Annotated in this window: 15 protein-coding genes; 13 read left to right on the top strand and 2 right to left on the bottom strand. The window is 68.7% G+C overall.

Features of this window, described 5'->3' with window-relative positions:
* The first annotated feature begins 116 nt into the window (after positions 1 to 116).
* On the top strand, positions 117 to 1,394 hold the full coding sequence (locus tag AAHM41_RS08485; protein WP_342236094.1) for an ROK family transcriptional regulator: 1,278 nt from the start codon (positions 117 to 119) through the stop codon (positions 1,392 to 1,394).
* A 16-nt stretch (positions 1,395 to 1,410) separates the two neighbouring features.
* On the opposite strand, the gene AAHM41_RS08490 is transcribed toward AAHM41_RS08485, so the two are convergent.
* A complete protein-coding gene (locus AAHM41_RS08490; protein WP_342236095.1) occupies positions 1,411 to 2,730 on the bottom strand; it encodes a mandelate racemase/muconate lactonizing enzyme family protein in 1,320 nt (439 codons plus the stop codon).
* Between the two features lie 150 nt (positions 2,731 to 2,880).
* Here AAHM41_RS08490 and AAHM41_RS08495 point away from each other — a divergent pair, with 150 nt between their 5' ends.
* The 8 genes from AAHM41_RS08495 (at position 2,881) to AAHM41_RS08530 (ending at position 11,949) form a co-directional block, all read left to right on the top strand.
* On the top strand, positions 2,881 to 3,918 hold the full coding sequence (locus AAHM41_RS08495; RefSeq protein ID WP_342236096.1) for a LacI family DNA-binding transcriptional regulator: 1,038 nt from the start codon (positions 2,881 to 2,883) through the stop codon (positions 3,916 to 3,918).
* Positions 3,919 to 4,072: 154 nt separating this feature from the next.
* Positions 4,073 to 5,269, top strand: coding sequence for a mandelate racemase/muconate lactonizing enzyme family protein (locus tag AAHM41_RS08500; RefSeq protein ID WP_342236097.1), 1,197 nt, complete (start codon positions 4,073 to 4,075; stop codon positions 5,267 to 5,269).
* Positions 5,270 to 5,412: 143 nt separating this feature from the next.
* Positions 5,413 to 6,918, top strand: a complete 1,506-nt coding sequence (locus tag AAHM41_RS08505) for an extracellular solute-binding protein (RefSeq protein WP_342236098.1) — start codon at positions 5,413 to 5,415, stop codon at positions 6,916 to 6,918.
* Positions 6,919 to 6,994: 76 nt separating this feature from the next.
* Positions 6,995 to 7,945: a carbohydrate ABC transporter permease gene (locus AAHM41_RS08510; RefSeq protein WP_342236109.1), complete on the top strand. Its 951-nt coding sequence runs from the start codon at positions 6,995 to 6,997 to the stop codon at positions 7,943 to 7,945.
* Complete coding sequence (locus AAHM41_RS08515; RefSeq protein WP_342236099.1) at positions 7,942 to 8,832, top strand: carbohydrate ABC transporter permease; 891 nt, start codon at positions 7,942 to 7,944, stop codon at positions 8,830 to 8,832. The genes AAHM41_RS08510 and AAHM41_RS08515 overlap by 4 nt, the downstream gene beginning before the upstream one ends.
* Positions 8,833 to 8,847: 15 nt before the next feature.
* Entirely contained in the window at positions 8,848 to 9,945 is a 1,098-nt protein-coding gene (locus AAHM41_RS08520) for an ABC transporter ATP-binding protein (RefSeq protein ID WP_342236100.1), read from the top strand.
* Positions 9,946 to 9,997: 52 nt separating this feature from the next.
* The gene (locus tag AAHM41_RS08525) at positions 9,998 to 11,170 is read left to right on the top strand and encodes a mandelate racemase/muconate lactonizing enzyme family protein (RefSeq protein ID WP_342236101.1); all 1,173 of its coding nucleotides are present in this window, start codon (positions 9,998 to 10,000) and stop codon (positions 11,168 to 11,170) included.
* Positions 11,171 to 11,205: 35 nt separating this feature from the next.
* On the top strand, positions 11,206 to 11,949 hold the full coding sequence (locus AAHM41_RS08530; RefSeq protein WP_342236102.1) for a ribonuclease activity regulator RraA: 744 nt from the start codon (positions 11,206 to 11,208) through the stop codon (positions 11,947 to 11,949).
* 12 nt (positions 11,950 to 11,961) lie between these two features.
* Here AAHM41_RS08530 and AAHM41_RS08535 read toward each other — a convergent pair whose 3' ends face one another.
* Positions 11,962 to 12,858 carry an SDR family oxidoreductase gene (locus tag AAHM41_RS08535; RefSeq protein ID WP_342236103.1) on the bottom strand — a complete coding sequence of 299 codons (897 nt, stop codon included), beginning with the start codon at positions 12,856 to 12,858 and terminating at the stop codon, positions 11,962 to 11,964.
* Positions 12,859 to 12,956: 98 nt separating this feature from the next.
* On the opposite strand from AAHM41_RS08535, the gene AAHM41_RS08540 reads away from it, so the two are divergent.
* The 4 genes from AAHM41_RS08540 to AAHM41_RS08555 all read left to right on the top strand — a co-directional run.
* Positions 12,957 to 13,859: a helix-turn-helix transcriptional regulator gene (locus tag AAHM41_RS08540; RefSeq protein ID WP_342236104.1), complete on the top strand. Its 903-nt coding sequence runs from the start codon at positions 12,957 to 12,959 to the stop codon at positions 13,857 to 13,859.
* Positions 13,860 to 13,895: 36 nt separating this feature from the next.
* Positions 13,896 to 14,129, top strand: a complete 234-nt coding sequence (locus AAHM41_RS08545) for an AbrB/MazE/SpoVT family DNA-binding domain-containing protein (RefSeq protein WP_342236105.1) — start codon at positions 13,896 to 13,898, stop codon at positions 14,127 to 14,129.
* Complete coding sequence (locus tag AAHM41_RS08550) at positions 14,129 to 14,551, top strand: type II toxin-antitoxin system VapC family toxin (RefSeq protein ID WP_342236106.1); 423 nt, start codon at positions 14,129 to 14,131, stop codon at positions 14,549 to 14,551. Before AAHM41_RS08545 ends, AAHM41_RS08550 begins: the two co-directional genes overlap by 1 nt.
* A 41-nt stretch (positions 14,552 to 14,592) precedes the next feature.
* Positions 14,593 to 14,816, top strand: a 224-nt coding sequence (locus AAHM41_RS08555; protein WP_342236107.1) for an AAA family ATPase, incomplete at its 3' end; no start/stop codon positions are given.

Below are 14,816 nucleotides of genomic sequence, written 5' to 3' on the forward strand. Positions count from 1 at the left end.
ACATGCCAGAGCATGGGTTCGGATGGCGGCGCGGGGAGCGTTCCGCGGCACGTGCCGCCGCCGATAGGATGTGTCAGGAGGCCGGGCCCTGCCCCGCCTCTTGGGAAGAGCAGGACATGTCGACTGGAAAGATGTCAGGCCGGGTGACGGGAGCCGCGCGCGGCCGGGATGGGGACGGCGCCGTCGTAGCACCCTCGCCTGTCGAGCCGGCGAAGCCGCGGCCCCATTCCCTGCTGTCCCCGGCCAAGATGGGCGACGTCAACCGCGGCCGCCTGCTGCAGTCGCTGTTCGATCTCGGACCAACCAGCCGCGCCGATCTGGCCCGCCATATCGGCGTCAACCGCGCCACCATCACCGGCATCGTCCAGCCGCTGATCGACGACGGCATCCTGGTGGAGGGCGAGCCCGCCTCGCCGGGCGGCGCCGGCGGCAAGCCGGCCCGGCCGCTGCAGTTCTCGCGCGACGCGCCGCCGATCGGGGCGATTGATCTGCGGCACGGCTCGGTGCGCACCGCGCTGGTGTCCTGGACCGGTGAGATCACGGCCGTCGAGCGCGAGGACTTTCCCACCGAGGCCGGCGATCCCGGGGCGGTGGCGGCCATCGTCGCCAGCCTGTCGCGCACCCTGTCGGCCGCCCGGCAACCGCCGCTCGGCATCGGCGTCGGCGCCACCGGCATGATCGACACCGACCGCGGCGTCATCGTCAAGGTCAACCTGGCGCCGGTCCTGTCCGGCCTCGGCCTCGGGGCGATCCTGGAGGAGCAGACCGGCCTGCCGGTCTATCTCGACCATCACCCGCGGGCGCTGCTGCTGGCCGACCGCTGGTTCGGCATCGGCCGCAGCCTGCGCACCTTCGCGGTGCTGTACCTGTCCGACGTGATCGGCGGCGCCCTGCAGCTGGACGGGCACCTGCAGAGCGGCCCGGCCGGCGCCGGCGGCGAACTCGGCCACACCTTCGTCCAGATCGACGGCGAGATCTGCGCCTGCGGCCGCCGCGGCTGCTGGGAGACGGTCGCGACGATCGGCTGGCTGCGGCGCCAGGCGCAGGCCGCCGGCCTGCCCGAGGCCGAGGCGATGACCCCTGCCCTCTTGGCCGGTCTCGCCGACACCGGCTCCGAAGCGGCGGAGCGGCTCCTGGATCTCTATGCCCGCAACATCGCGATCGGCATCGCCAACCTGCAGCAGACGCTGGCGCCCAACCACTTCGTGCTGCATGGCGAGGTGGTCGAGGCCGGGGAACGGCTGCGGGCCGCGATCGAGGCCCATGTCGGCCTGCTGGTGCCGCCGCGCCCCGGCAGCGAGCCCCGTGTCCTGCTGACCGACCAGAGGGGCCGCGCCACGCTGCGCGGAGCGGCGGGCATCGTGCTGTCGCGCCGGCTGCAGTTCCAGCTGTAGCGGGGCGCCGGACGCGTCAGCCGCGGGACCGGCGCTCGAAGCCGATGCGGATCCGGTTCCACTCCTCGGTCGGCTGGAACAGGGCCCCGGGATGGCGCAGCTGGGCCGCTACTGCCGCCTCGTTCAGCTCGATGCCGAGGCCCGGCGTGTCCGGCACGGTGACGTAGCCGCCCTCGAGATAGTCGGGGTCGATCCCGGTCACCAGGTCGCCCCAATGCGGGAGGTCCAGCCCGTGATGCTCGACCGCCACCAGGCCGGAGATCGCGGCGCCGCAATGGACATTGGCCATCAGGCCGATCGGGGTGCAGCAGGCGTGCAGCGCGGTCGCCAGGCCGAAGCGTTCGCCGTAATCGGCGATGCGCTTGGTCTCCAGCATGCCGCCCGAGGTCAGCAGGTCGGGGTGCAGGATGTCGAAGGCGCGGGTCTCGATCGGCTCGCGGAACCCGTCCCAGAGATACAGCTCCTCGCCCGCCGCGACCGGGGTCAGCAGCGCGTCGGCCACCTTCTTGTGGCCGGCGAAATCGTGCCAGGGCAGCGGGTCCTCGACCCAGGCGAGGTCGAACGGCTCCAGCGCCTGGCCGAGGCGGATCGCCTCGTCGGCGGTCATGAAGCCCTCGCCGAAATGGTCGATGCACAGCGAGATCTCGGGGCCCACCGCCTCGCGCACGGCGCGGACCACGTCGACCGCGGCGGAGATGCCCTTCTGGCTGAGCTTGATGCCCCGCCCGGCGCCCGGCGCGCGCCAGGCCTTGGCCAGGTCGTATTCATGCTTCGTGGCCTGCCCGACCAGGGCGCCGTCGACCGCGTTGAAGAAGCGCGGCGGCAGGTCGAACTTGATGAAGGTCAGGCCCAGCGCCTTGCGCCGCAGCACCGCCTCGACATAGCCCTCGGGCGTCGGCTGGGCCGGGGCCGGGGTGTCGCCGTAGATCCGCACCCGGTCGCGGTGCTTGCCGCCGAGGAACTGGTGGCAGGGCACGCCATAGGCCTTGCCGACCAGGTCCCACAGCGCGATCTCGATGCCGGAGACGCCGCCCCCTTCCCGCCCCCAATTGCCGTAGCGACGCAGGGCCGAGAAGATCATGTCGACATTGCAGGGATTCTGCCCCAGCAGCATGTGCTTGAACTGCAGGGCGTACTCGGCATGGCCGCCGTCGCGCACCTCGCCGAGGCCGGAGATGCCCTGGTTGGTGTCGATGCGGATGATCGGGTGGTAGCCGCTGCCGACCACGACCGCGACCCGCAGATCGGTGATCCTGAGCTCGCTCGGCCGGGAATGGGTCGACGCAGCATCCTCGACCCTGCCCATGGTGGCGTCATCCAGGCGTCCGGTGGTCATGGTCTCCGCCCCTGCAGTTTGCTGTTCGTTAGGTAATTTGCTATCATTACCAAACAAGTTGCGCAAGCCGGCGCGGTGGCATGGGACGATGTTGACGGCGGAACCGGCGCTGCGGCAGAAGGTGCGGCCCAAACAGGAGCGCAACACGGCATGAGCTCAGGCCGCGTCACCATCCAGGACATCGCCGACCGGCTCGGGATCTCGAAGTTCTCGGTGTCCCGCGCCCTGTCCGGCAAGTCCGGCGTCGGCGAGGCCACCCGCAACCGGGTGCTGCGCGCCGCCCACAGCCTGGGCTACCGCCGCAGCCAGGAGCTGCCGGCGGCCAACGGCCAGATCCTGTTCATCCGCCAGGAGATCGACCCGGTGTCGAGCGAGCTGTGGCTGAACATGCTGCACGGCGCCGAGCGCGAGGGCGAGCGGCTGGGCTTCTCGATCGTGCCGCGCCAGGCCCGGCACCTGGCCGAAGGCGGTCCTCTCGACAGCGCCGTGGCCGGGCTGATCCTGGCCGTGCCACGGCCGCAGGAGATCTCCGCCATCGCCGCCCGCACCGGCCTGCCGGTGGTCTGCGCCACCTATGTCGGCGCGATGGAGCGGATCGACCAAGTGGTCGGCGCCGATTGGGAGGCCGGGGTCGGCGTGGCCCGGCTGCTGCTGAGGCTCGGCCACCGGGCGGTCGCCTTCGTCCATGGCAGCACCCTGCCGCTCGGCCGGGCCGAGCGCTACCGCGGCTTCCGCGACGGCATGCTGGAGGCGCCGGACGCCACCGCCGACGACATCGTCTTCGACGAGGCCCAGGGCTTCCGCGACGCCTTCCTCGCCTATCTCCGCCGCGGCGGGGCGCCGACGGCGCTGTTCTGCGCCCATGACGGCATCGCCGTGAACGTGATCTCGGACCTGCTGCGCCTGGGCCTGCGCGTGCCCGAGGACGTCTCGGTGGTCGGGTTCAACGACTTCGCCGCGGCCTCGCAGGTGTCGCCGCGGCTGACCACGGTGCGGACGCCGCAGGTCGAGATCGGCGCCGCCATGGTGCGCTGCATCGCCGACCGGCTGGGCGACGCCGAGGCCGCCGCCCGGCCACCGGTACGCCTGGCGCTGGTGGCCGAGATCGTCACCCGCGGCTCGACCGCCCCGGCGGCGCCAACGGCCTGGCTGGCGCCGGTGCTGAAGCGGGCGAAGGCGGCGAAATAGGACGCCGGATTTTCCTCCACCTAACAAGTTGCAATGCCTCTTGCCTGTGTTAGGCTCGGTCATCGACTGCCTAGATCGGACATAAAAAGGGCAGCGGAGGAAACAACCGGGTGGGCGGCAACGCCCGTCCCCACCGAACGGGGCGCCCAGGACCATGAAGATCGTCGATCTGAAATGCGCCGTGATCGGCAAGAACCCGGTCGTGCGCATCGTCACCGACCAGGGCATCAGCGGCTATGGCGAGGTCGAATCCTACAAGCCGTATCTGAAGCCGCACATCCTGCATTTCCGCGACGCCCTGATCGGCGCGGACCCGACCCTGGTCGAGCGGACGATGACGCGGATCCGCCAGCGCGGCGCCTTCAAGCCCTGGGGGGCCGCGGTCAGCGCCATCGAGATGGCGCTGTGGGACGTCGCCGGCAAGGCGGCGGGGCTGCCGGTGCACAAGCTGCTGGGCGGCAAGGTGCGCGACCATGTGCGGGTCTACAACGGCTCGCTGCGCGTGCCGATGGCGGGCTACGAGCCCGAGCACTACGCCGCGGACGCCAAGCGGCAGATGGCCCTGCCCGAGGGCTTCACCATGATCAAGCAGGGCATCGGCTTCCACAGCCCGATGAAGGGGGAGGTGCCGGGCTTCTTCTACGGCACGCCGGGGCAGAGCGTGTTCCACGGCGCCATGGATTCCGGGCTGATCACCGAGCGCGGCCTGAAGCACATGGTCGCCTGCGTCGCGGCGATGAAGGAGGTGCTGGGCGACAGGGTCGCGCTGGCGCTGGATTGCGGGCCGGGCTGGACCGTGCCGGACGCGATCCGCTTCGCCCGGGCGGTCGAGCCGTACAACCTGCTCTGGCTCGAGGATTTGATCACCGGCGACTACGTGCCTTATGTCAACGCCGACGTGTACCGCGAGGTGACCCGCGCCACCTCGACCCCGATCCACACCGGCGAGCAGATCTATCTGCGCCAGAACTTCAAGGCGCTGATCGAGGGCCATGCGGTCAACGTGGTCGGCCCGGATCCCTGCGATGTCGGCGGCATCGCCGAGCTGAAATGGATCGCCGAATACGCCAACCTGCACGGCATCCTGATGGCGCCGCACGGCACCGGCAACGGGCTCCTGGGCCTGGCCGCGCTGGTCCAGGTCTCGGCCACGCTGCCGAACAACTTCATCGCCTTCGAGTACCCCAGCGGCAACCCGGCCTGGTGGTACGACATCGTCGACGGCCTGCCCAACCCGATCGTCCGCGACGGGCTGATCGAGGTGTGGGACCGGCCCGGCATGGGCGTCGAGATCAACCCCGAACGCGCCCGGCAGTACCTGACTGATGAGGACAGGGCGTTCTTCGACTGAGCGGCCGGCCGAGGATCTTTCTCGGCTAACAACATAACAAAAACCGCAACTTGTTGCGCAGCAACCTTGACGTGTTTTGCCCCCGGAGCCTAGGCTGGCCTTGAACTCGCAGACGACAAGCGAGGCCATTGGGAGGACCGCTCATGACCAAGCCTCATGCTGGTGACCTCTTTACCCATGCCGTCGATCGCCGGCGCTTCCTCGGCTATGCCGCCGGGGCCGGCGCGCTGGCCGCCGGGCTCGGCCCGCTCCGCGCCCTGGCGCAGGACACGGGCATCGACATCGGCAACTGGACGCCGGACTACATCAACAGCATCGCCGGTACGATCGAGGTCGACACCGCGGCGGAATGCGCCAAGGTGGTGCCGCTCGATTACAAGGGCCGGCTGACCTACTGGTGGGTCGGGCCGAACGAGGCGTCGCCCCGGATCGACCACGAGGTTGACGCCCAGTTCTGGGAGGCCTTCGCCAAGACCTACCCGAACATCACGGTCGAGAAGCAGAACCTCGACTACAACCAGATGCTGAACAAGCTGCGCGCCGCGGCGCTCGGCAACGCCGCGCCGATGGTGGCGAAGCTGCCGATCCTGTGGGGCGTCGAGTTCGCGGCCAAGGGCCAGCTGAGCGAGCTGTCGCCCGAGCTGGTCGGCCACCGCACCGCGGATTTCTGGCCCGGCGCGATGAAGTCGGTGACCTGGAAGGACAAGACCTACGGGGTGCCGACCAACAACGAGACCATGGCGCTGATCTGGAACGCCGCGATCTTCAAGGAAGCCGGCCTCGACCCCGAGAGCCCGCCGGCGACCTGGGACGACCTGGTCGCCTATTCCAAGCAGATCAAGGACAAGACCGGCAAGAACGGCTACGGCCTGGTGGCCCGGCCCAATGCCGGCAACACGCCGTTCCGCTTCATGCCGCAATGCTGGGCCTATGGCGGCGGCGCGCTGGACGAGGCGGAGGCCAGCCCGACCTACCAGGAGGTCTACATCAACAATGACGGCTCCAAGGCCGCGCTGCAGGCGTCCTACGACATGTATGTCCGGGACAAGTCGGTGCCGACCTCGGCCCTGACCAACACCCAGACCGAGAACCAGGACCCGTTCATCTCGGGCCAGTTGGCGATGATGATCAGCCATCCGGCGGAATACGCGACCATGCTGGACCGCGCCAAGAAGGCGACCGGGGCCGACAAGGCGGTGGCCGAGGCGGTGGTGGCGAACATGCGCTACGGGCTGATCCCGAAGGGGCCGGCGCGCCGCGCCGTCGTGTTCGGCGGGTCCAACGACCACATCTTCAACCCGGATGTGGTCGATGGCGGGCTGGACATGGACGCCGCCCGCGCCTTCGTCGCCTTCGCCACCGGGCCGGAGTGGTCGACCAAGGTGGCCTGGGTCGCCTCCAACCCCGGCAACACCCGCGGCTTCCGCACCAAATGGATGAAGCAGCGGCTGGCCGAGATCAAGTTCCTGAACGTCACCACCTCGATGCTGCCGAGCGGGATCCCGTTCCCGGTGATCCCGGAATCGGCGGAGATCATGAACATCATCGTCCCGAACATGATGCAGAACGCGCTGACCGGGAAGATGACCGTGGCCGAGGCGGCCGACGACGCCGCCAGCAAGATCAAGGACCTGCTGTCGGGCCTCTAGGCCCCGTCCCGCACCCGGCCGGTGCCTGAGGCGCCGGCCGCCCCCCTTCCGCCGCAGAGGAGAGCCGGGCGTGACCATGGCTGCCGCGCAGGACGATGCGCCCCGGGCGCGGGTGGCACCCCGCCGCCTCGGGCTGATGCGACGCATCGTCCGTCACTGGGCCGACTACCTCTACATCCTGCCGGCCTTCGCGGTGATGCTGCTGGTGATCGGCTACCCGATCTACGACACGGTCTACCTGTCCTTCTTCAACACCCCGCCCAGCCTGGCGATGGCCGACAAGACCTATGTCGGCCTCGACAACTACAGCCGCATCCTGGGCAGCGACAGCTTCCGCGAAGTCACGATCAACACCCTGATCTGGACGGTGTACTCGACGGTCTTCGCCTTCATCCTCGGGCTCGGCGCTGCGCTGTCGCTGAACAACGCCTTCATCGGCCGCGGCATGCTGCGCGGCCTGTTCCTGATCCCCTATGTGATCAGCGCGGTCGCCGCCTCCTATGTCTGGCGCTGGCTGTACCACAGCGATTTCGGCGTGATCGGGGCGCTGTCGGTGGCCTTCGGCATCACCGAGACGCCGATCAACTTCCTGGACAACGTCCACACCTCGCTGCCGTCGCTGATCGTGGTCAATGTCTGGAAGGAGTTCCCCTTCGCCATGATCATGCTGCTGGCCGGGCTGCAGACCGTGCCGGACGAGCTGCACCGCGCCGCCAGGGTCGACGGCGCCGGCCCCTGGCAGCGCTTCTGGCACATCACCATGCCGCATCTGAAGGGGGTGACGATGGTGACCGTGCTGCTGCTGCTGGTCACCAACCTGAACGGCTTCACCATCCCCTGGATCATGACCGGCGGCGGCCCGGCCGGGTCGTCCGACATCTGGATCACGCAGATCTACCAGCTGGCCTTCGGCCGCATCCGCTTCGGCATCGCCTCGGCCTATTCGGTGATCCTGTTCGTGGTGATGATGGGGCTGGGCTACTTCTATGTCCGGGCGCTGACCCAGGGCGAGAGGAGGCCGGAATGAGCGCCGTCACGCTGGAACAGCGCCCCGTCCCGAAGCGCCGCCGCGGCAAGGCCGGCCCGTGGGGCGTGGCCCGCATCGTCTACCTGGTCCTGCTCGGCATCTTCACCGTGCTGCCGATGGCGTGGATGCTGCTGACCTCGGTGAAGACGCAATTCGCCGCCCTGCAATACCCGCCGGAATGGATCCCGTCCGAGCCGACGCTCGAGCAGTACACCCGCCTGCTCTCCCCCGCCAACGAGGTCGGGCAGGAGTTCCTGCACTACCTGCTGAACAGCGTCATGGTGTCGACCGCGACCACCGTGCTGGGCGTCGTCATCGCGGTGCCGGCGGCCTACGCCTTCTCGCGCTTCCGCTTTCCCGGCCGCAAGCTGCTGTTCTACGCCGTGCTGGTCCGGAACATGTTCCCGGCCGTGGTCTTCCTGATGCCGCTGTTCATCATGATGAAGTGGATGGGGCTAGTGAACACGGCCTGGTCGCTGATCCTGACCTACCTGACCTTCGGCCTGCCGCTGTCGATCTGGCTGCTGAAGGGCTTCTACGACAACATCCCGCCGCAGCTGGAGCAGGCGGCGCGGATCGACGGCGCCACGCGGTTCCAGGCCTTCCTGTTCGTGGTCATGCCGCTGTCCACGCCCGGGATCATCGCCACCGCGATCTATTCCTTCGTGCTGGCGTGGAACGAATACGTCTATGCCCTGACCTTCATCAACGACAAGAGCAAGCTGACGCTGCCGGTCGGGCTGGAACGCTTCTTCACCGAATACGCGACCAACTGGCCCGGGCTGATGGCGGCGTCGTTCATCATGAGCGTGCCGGTCGTCGTGCTGTTCCTGGTCCTGCAGAAATACTTCGTCCGCGCCCTGACCGAGGGCGCGGTCAAGTCCTGACGAGAAGGGGAATTCATGGCGGAGGTGGTGCTGCGGGACGTGGTCAAGCGGTACGGCGACCTGACCGTCGTCGACCATGTCTCGCTGACGGTCGAGGACGGCGACTTCGTGGCCCTGGTCGGGCCGTCCGGCTGCGGCAAGACCACGACACTGAACCTGGTGGCCGGGCTGATCGAGCTGAGCGACGGCGACATCCAGATCGGCGACCGGCTGGTCAACGACCTGGACCCCAAGGACCGGGACATCGCCATGGTGTTCCAGAACTACGCGCTGTACCCGAACAAGACGATCTTCAAGAACCTGGCCTTCCCGCTGAAGATGCGGAAGCTGCCGAACGCCGAGATCGAGACCAAGGTCCGGGCCGCTGCCAAACTGCTGGACATCGAGCATCTGCTGGAGCGGCGGCCGCGCGAGCTGTCGGGCGGGCAGCAGCAGCGCGTGGCGCTGGGCCGGGCCCTGGTGCGCGATCCGCGCGTGTTCCTGATGGACGAGCCGCTGTCGAATCTGGACGCCAAGCTGCGCACCCAGATGCGGGCCGAGCTGAAGCGCTTTCACCAGGACCTGGGGGCGACGGTGATCTACGTCACCCACGACCAGATGGAAGCCGTCACCATGGCCGACAAGATGGCGGTGATGAGCGGCGGTGTGCTGCAGCAATACGACACGCCGGAGCAGGTGTTCGAGCACCCGGTCAACACCTTCGTCGCCGGCTTCGTCGGCAGCCCGGCGATGAACCTGCTGCACGCCCGGGTGACGGGCAACGGCACCAGCGCCGCGATCGAGAGCCCGGACGGCTGGCGCTGCCCCCTGTCCGACGCCAATGCCCGCAAGGCTCAAGGCGCGACCTTCGGCGAGGTCGTGCTGGGCGCCCGGCACAGCACCATCCGGCTGCACCGCGAGCAGGTGCCGGGGGCGGTCGCCGGCCGGGTCTACACGGTCGAGCCGACCGGCGACATCACCTACGCCCATGTCCATCTCGGCTCCGCCCCGCTGGTGGTCAGCGTCGCCCCCGACGTCAAGCTGGGGATCGACCAGCCGGTCTGGCTCGAATTCGACCAGCAGAAGCTGCACCTGTTCGACGGCAAGTCCGGACACGCACTGCCGGCCGCCTGACAAGTTATCGGCCCGATCAAGCGGGCCGGATATCGAAGGGAAGGACGATTCCGTGAAGATCACCAATCTGCGCACCGCCGTCATCGCGGGGAACTTCCCCTGGGTGCTGGTGAAGGTGGAGACGGATGCCGGCATCACCGGCCTGGGCGAGGCCTATTGGGGTGCCGGGGTGGCCGAGCTGGTGCACAAGGCCAAGCCGATCATCATCGGCGAAGACCCGGTCAACATCGGCAAGATCGTCGAGATCCTGATCCGCTGCCTGTCCGGCGAAGGATCGCAGGCCGGCGCCACCGTGACCGCGATCAGCGGCATCGAGATCGCGCTGTGGGACCTGCTGGGCCGGGCGCTGCAGACTCCGATCTCGACCTTCTTCGGCGGCCGCTTCCGCGACAAGATCCGGATCTATGCCGACTGCCATGCCGGCGACACGCCGGAGCCGTCCTCCTACGCCGCCAAGGCGCGCGAGGTGGTGGCGGACGGGTTCAGCGCCATCAAGTTCGACCTCGACACCCGCAACCCCCACACCATCGACATCTCCGACGATCCCAATCCGCGCCGGCAATGGTTCGAGCCGTTCAACCGCATCATCGGGTCGCGCGAGATGGCCTGGATGGTCGGCGTCGTCCGCGCCGTGCGCGAGGCGGTGGGGCCCGAGATCATGGTGGCGATGGACGCGCATTGGAAGTTCGGGGTGAACGACGCCATCAAGCTGGCCCAGGCGCTTGAGCCGTTCGACCTGCTGTGGCTGGAGGACCCGGTGCCGCCCGAGAACATCGAGGCGCAGCGCCACGTCACCCATTCGACCAGGACGCCGATCTGCACCGGCGAGAACCTGTATCGCAAGCACGGCTACCGCGAGCTGATCGAGAAGCAGGCGGCGCGGATCATCGCCCCGGACATCCCGAAGATGGGCGGGCTGGCCGAGGCCAAGAAGGTCGCCGACCACGCCGATCTCTATTACATCCCGATCGCGCCGCACAATGTGGCCAGCCCGATCGGCACGGTGGCCGGCGCCCATGTCTGCGCCGCCATGAACAACTTCCTGGTGATGGAATTCCATGCCCATGACGTGCCGTGGTGGAGCGACATGGTCGATGGCGGCCCGCCGATCGTCGACGGCTACATCCATCTGAACGACCGCCCCGGCCATGGGCTGACGCTGAACGAGGATGTGGCGCGGGCGCATCTGCAGCCCGGCACCAAGTACTTCGGCGACGAACCCTGATCGCCGCCGACGGACCATCGAAGGACGAACCGAGAATGATCGAGACCAGCGACATCAAGCGGCCGCCGGCGGAATGGTCGGCGGCGCTGCAGGCGATCGGCGCCGCCACGGCCAGCAGCACCCTCGCCCATATGGGCATCCGCAACACCCATATCTGTGGCCCGGTGGCCTGGACCAAGGGCAAGGCGATCGCCGGCCCGGCGCTGACGCTGCAGTTCATGCCGAAGCGCGAGGATCTGTACGGCGAGGACGAATACGCCGAGCCGGAGAAGCAGCTGCACCGGCACGTGCTGTATCACGCCCAGAAGGGCGACATCGTCGTCGTCGACGCCCGCGGCGACATGAAGAGCGGCGTCTTCGGCGACATGATGCTGACCTATTTCAAGGGCCGCGGCGGGCTGGGTGTGGTGATCGACGGCTGCATCCGCGACTATCCGAACACCGGGCGGCTGGACCTCGGCTTCTGGCTGCGCGGCGTGACCCCGAACTTCCACACCCAGACCGACCTAATGCCGTTCGGCGTCAACATCCCGATCGCCTGCGGCGGCGTGCTGGTGATGCCGGGCGACATCATCGTCGCCGATGATGACGGCGCCGTGGTGGTGCCGGTGGCGCTGGCGCCGGAGGTGATCGAGAAGGCGACCCACCATCATGAGTGGGAGGAGTTCTCGCGCGAGCGCCTGTCCCAGGGCGGCGACCTGCGGCGCTACTACCCGCTGAGCGATGCCGCGCGGCCGGAATACGAGGACTGGCTGCGGAGCAAGGGCCGGGCGCCGTAGCCCGGCCGCCGGTCAGCCTGCGAAATAGGCCGGCCGGTCGATATCGGCGATCAGCCCGGGCTCCGTCGGCTGCCAGCCCAGCAGCGCCCGGGTCCGCTCGCTCGAGGTCGGCACGTCCATCCCGGCGAACATCGCGAACCAGCCGAAATGCTCTGCCGCCGCCTCGGGGGACTTGCCGATGACCGGCACGCCCAGGCGTCGGCCGATCACGCCGGCGATGTCCCGGAACGGCACGCCCTCCTCCGCCATCGCGTGATACCGGGCCCCGGCAGTGACGCCACGCTCCAGCGCCAGCCGGTAGACCCTGGCGGCGTCGAACCGGTGCACGCCGGGCCAGCGGTTGAGGCCCTCGCCGATATACGCGGATACGCCCTTTTCGCGCGCCAGCCTGGTCAGGATCGGGACGAAGCCGTGGTCACCGTCGCCATGGACCGAGGGCGGCAGCCGCACCACCGCCGCGCGCACGCCCCGCGCCACCTGCTCGGCGGCCGCCGCCTCGGACACGCGGTGATAGGTGGCGGAATTGGGAAGCGGCCCGTCCTCCTCGGTCCCGACTGGGCCCCGTGCCACGATCAAGGCGCCGGAGGTGACCAGCAGCGGGCGGTCGGAGCCGACGAGCTCGGCGCCGATCGCCTCGATGGCGCGGCCGTCGATCTCGCAGCATTCCCGAAACTTCGAGAAGTCGTGGATGAAGCCGGTGTGGACCACGCCGTCCGCCTGGGCGGCGCCGCGGCGCAGGCTGTCGAGATCCGCGAGATCGCCCCGGTGCGGCTGGGCGCCTGCGGCCAGCAGGGCTTCGGCGCCCGCATCGGAGCGGGTCAGGCCGAGCACCTGATGGCCTGCGCCGATCAATTCCCGCACGACGGCCGAACCGACGAAACCGGTGGCGCCGGTAACGAAGACACGCATGACGAAGTCTCCAGTTAAAGACGGAGGCGACTGTGTCCTCGTGTGTTATCCTGGTAAATAAGTGACCTTATACGGGTATAGCGGCTAACAGGATCGGTATGCCGGTCGCGACCGACAATCTGCTGGGGTCTTATCTGAAGGATCGCCGCGCCAAGCTCGACCCGGCGGCCTTCGGCCTGTCCGGGCCGCGGCGGCGCACGCCCGGGCTGCGTCGCGAGGAGGTGGCCCAACGCGCCAACATCAGCGCCACCTGGTACACATGGCTGGAGCAGGGCCGCGGCGGCGCGCCGTCGGCCGATGTGCTCGAGCGCATCGCCCGCGCCCTGATGCTGACGGATGTCGAGCGCGAGCACCTCTTCCTTCTGGGGCTCGGCCGGCCGCCCGCGATCCGCTTCCAGGCGGCCGAAGGCGTCACGCCGCGGCTGCAGCGCGTGCTCGACGCTCTGACGCTCAGCCCGGCCCTGGTAAAAACCCCGACGTGGGATGTCGTTGCCTGGAACCGGGCCGCGACGGTCGTGCTGACCGATTACGGGGCACTGCCGCCCGAGCAGCGCAACATCCTGCGCCTCATCTTCCTGGATCCCCGCGTCCGCGCCGCGCAGTTCGACTGGGACGGCGTGGCCCGGTTCGTGGTGGCCGCATTCAGGGCGGATGCGGCGCGCGCGGGGGCCACGGCCAGGGTCGGGGCGCTGGTGGAGGAGTTGCGTCGCCTCAGCCCTGACTTCGAGTCGATGTGGCGCGACAACGACGTCCGCAGCTACGGCGAGGGCGTCAAGCGCCTGCGCCACCCGATCGCCGGGCCGATCGCGTTCGAGTTCTCGGCCTTCGCCGTCGACGGCCGGCCCGATCTCGGCATGGTGATCTACAACCCGGCGACGCCGGCTGATGCCGACCGGGTCAGGTCGCTCGTCGAGTCGAAAGCGAAGGGAACCGCCAGCGCCGATCGGCTCGAGTCCGTCGCCGCTTCGGCCAGCGGGAGTGGCTTGCCTTTCGATGCCTGAATTCTTACTCTTACAGGTAAGAGTAAGGAGCCCGACATGCGCATCACGTCGAAAGGTCAGGTCACGATTCCGGTCGAGATCCGCGAGCGGGCGGGCCTGCTGCCCAACACCGAGGTCGAGTTCGAGTTCGACGGCAAGGTCGTGCGGATTGTCCATGCCGGAAGCCGGAAAAAAGACAGCCGCGGTGCCCGCCTGATCTCCCATCTGCGCGGGCGCGGCGACGTGGCGATGAGCACGGATGACATCATGGCGCTGACCCGAGAGGGCTGATGACCGCCGTTCTGGTCGACAGCAACGTCCTGCTTGACGTCATGACCGAGGACGAGCACTGGCTCCTGTGGTCGGCGGAGGCGCTCGAACATGCCGCCGACCGATATCGCCTTGTCATCAATCCGATCATCTATGCCGAAGTCTCGGTCCGCTACTCGCGGATCGAGGATCTCGAGGCCGCGTTGCCGAAGACGATATTCGACCGCGAGGCCATTCCCTACGAAGCCGCGTTCCTGGCCGGCAAATCCTTCGCCGCATACCGGCAACGGGGAGGAGAGAAGCGGTTGCCGCTGCCGGACTTCTTCATCGGCGCGCACGCCGCCGTCGCCGGATACCGGCTGATGACGCGCGACGCAGCACGCTACCGGACCTATTTCCCCAAGCTGTCCCTGATCGCCCCCGAACAGCCCCTCCGAAGCTGATCGGCTCGGCGTTCCGAAGCGAAGAGGCGAGACATAGCGAGATGGACCGGTTTGTCGTCATCTCCGGCTGCTCGGGCGGCGGCAAGTCGACGCTGTTGGCGGAGCTCGGCCGGCGCGGGCATGAAGTGGTCGAGGAGCCCGGGCGGCGCATCGTCAAGCAGGAGCGGGAGACCGGCGGCCGGGCCCTGCCCTGGGTCGACGGGACGGCCTTCGCCCGTCGCGGCCGCGCCCGGGCGGATGGCCACCCCCGCCCCCCCCCCCCCCC

It is taken from the genome of Inquilinus sp. OTU3971 (assembly GCF_038440215.1).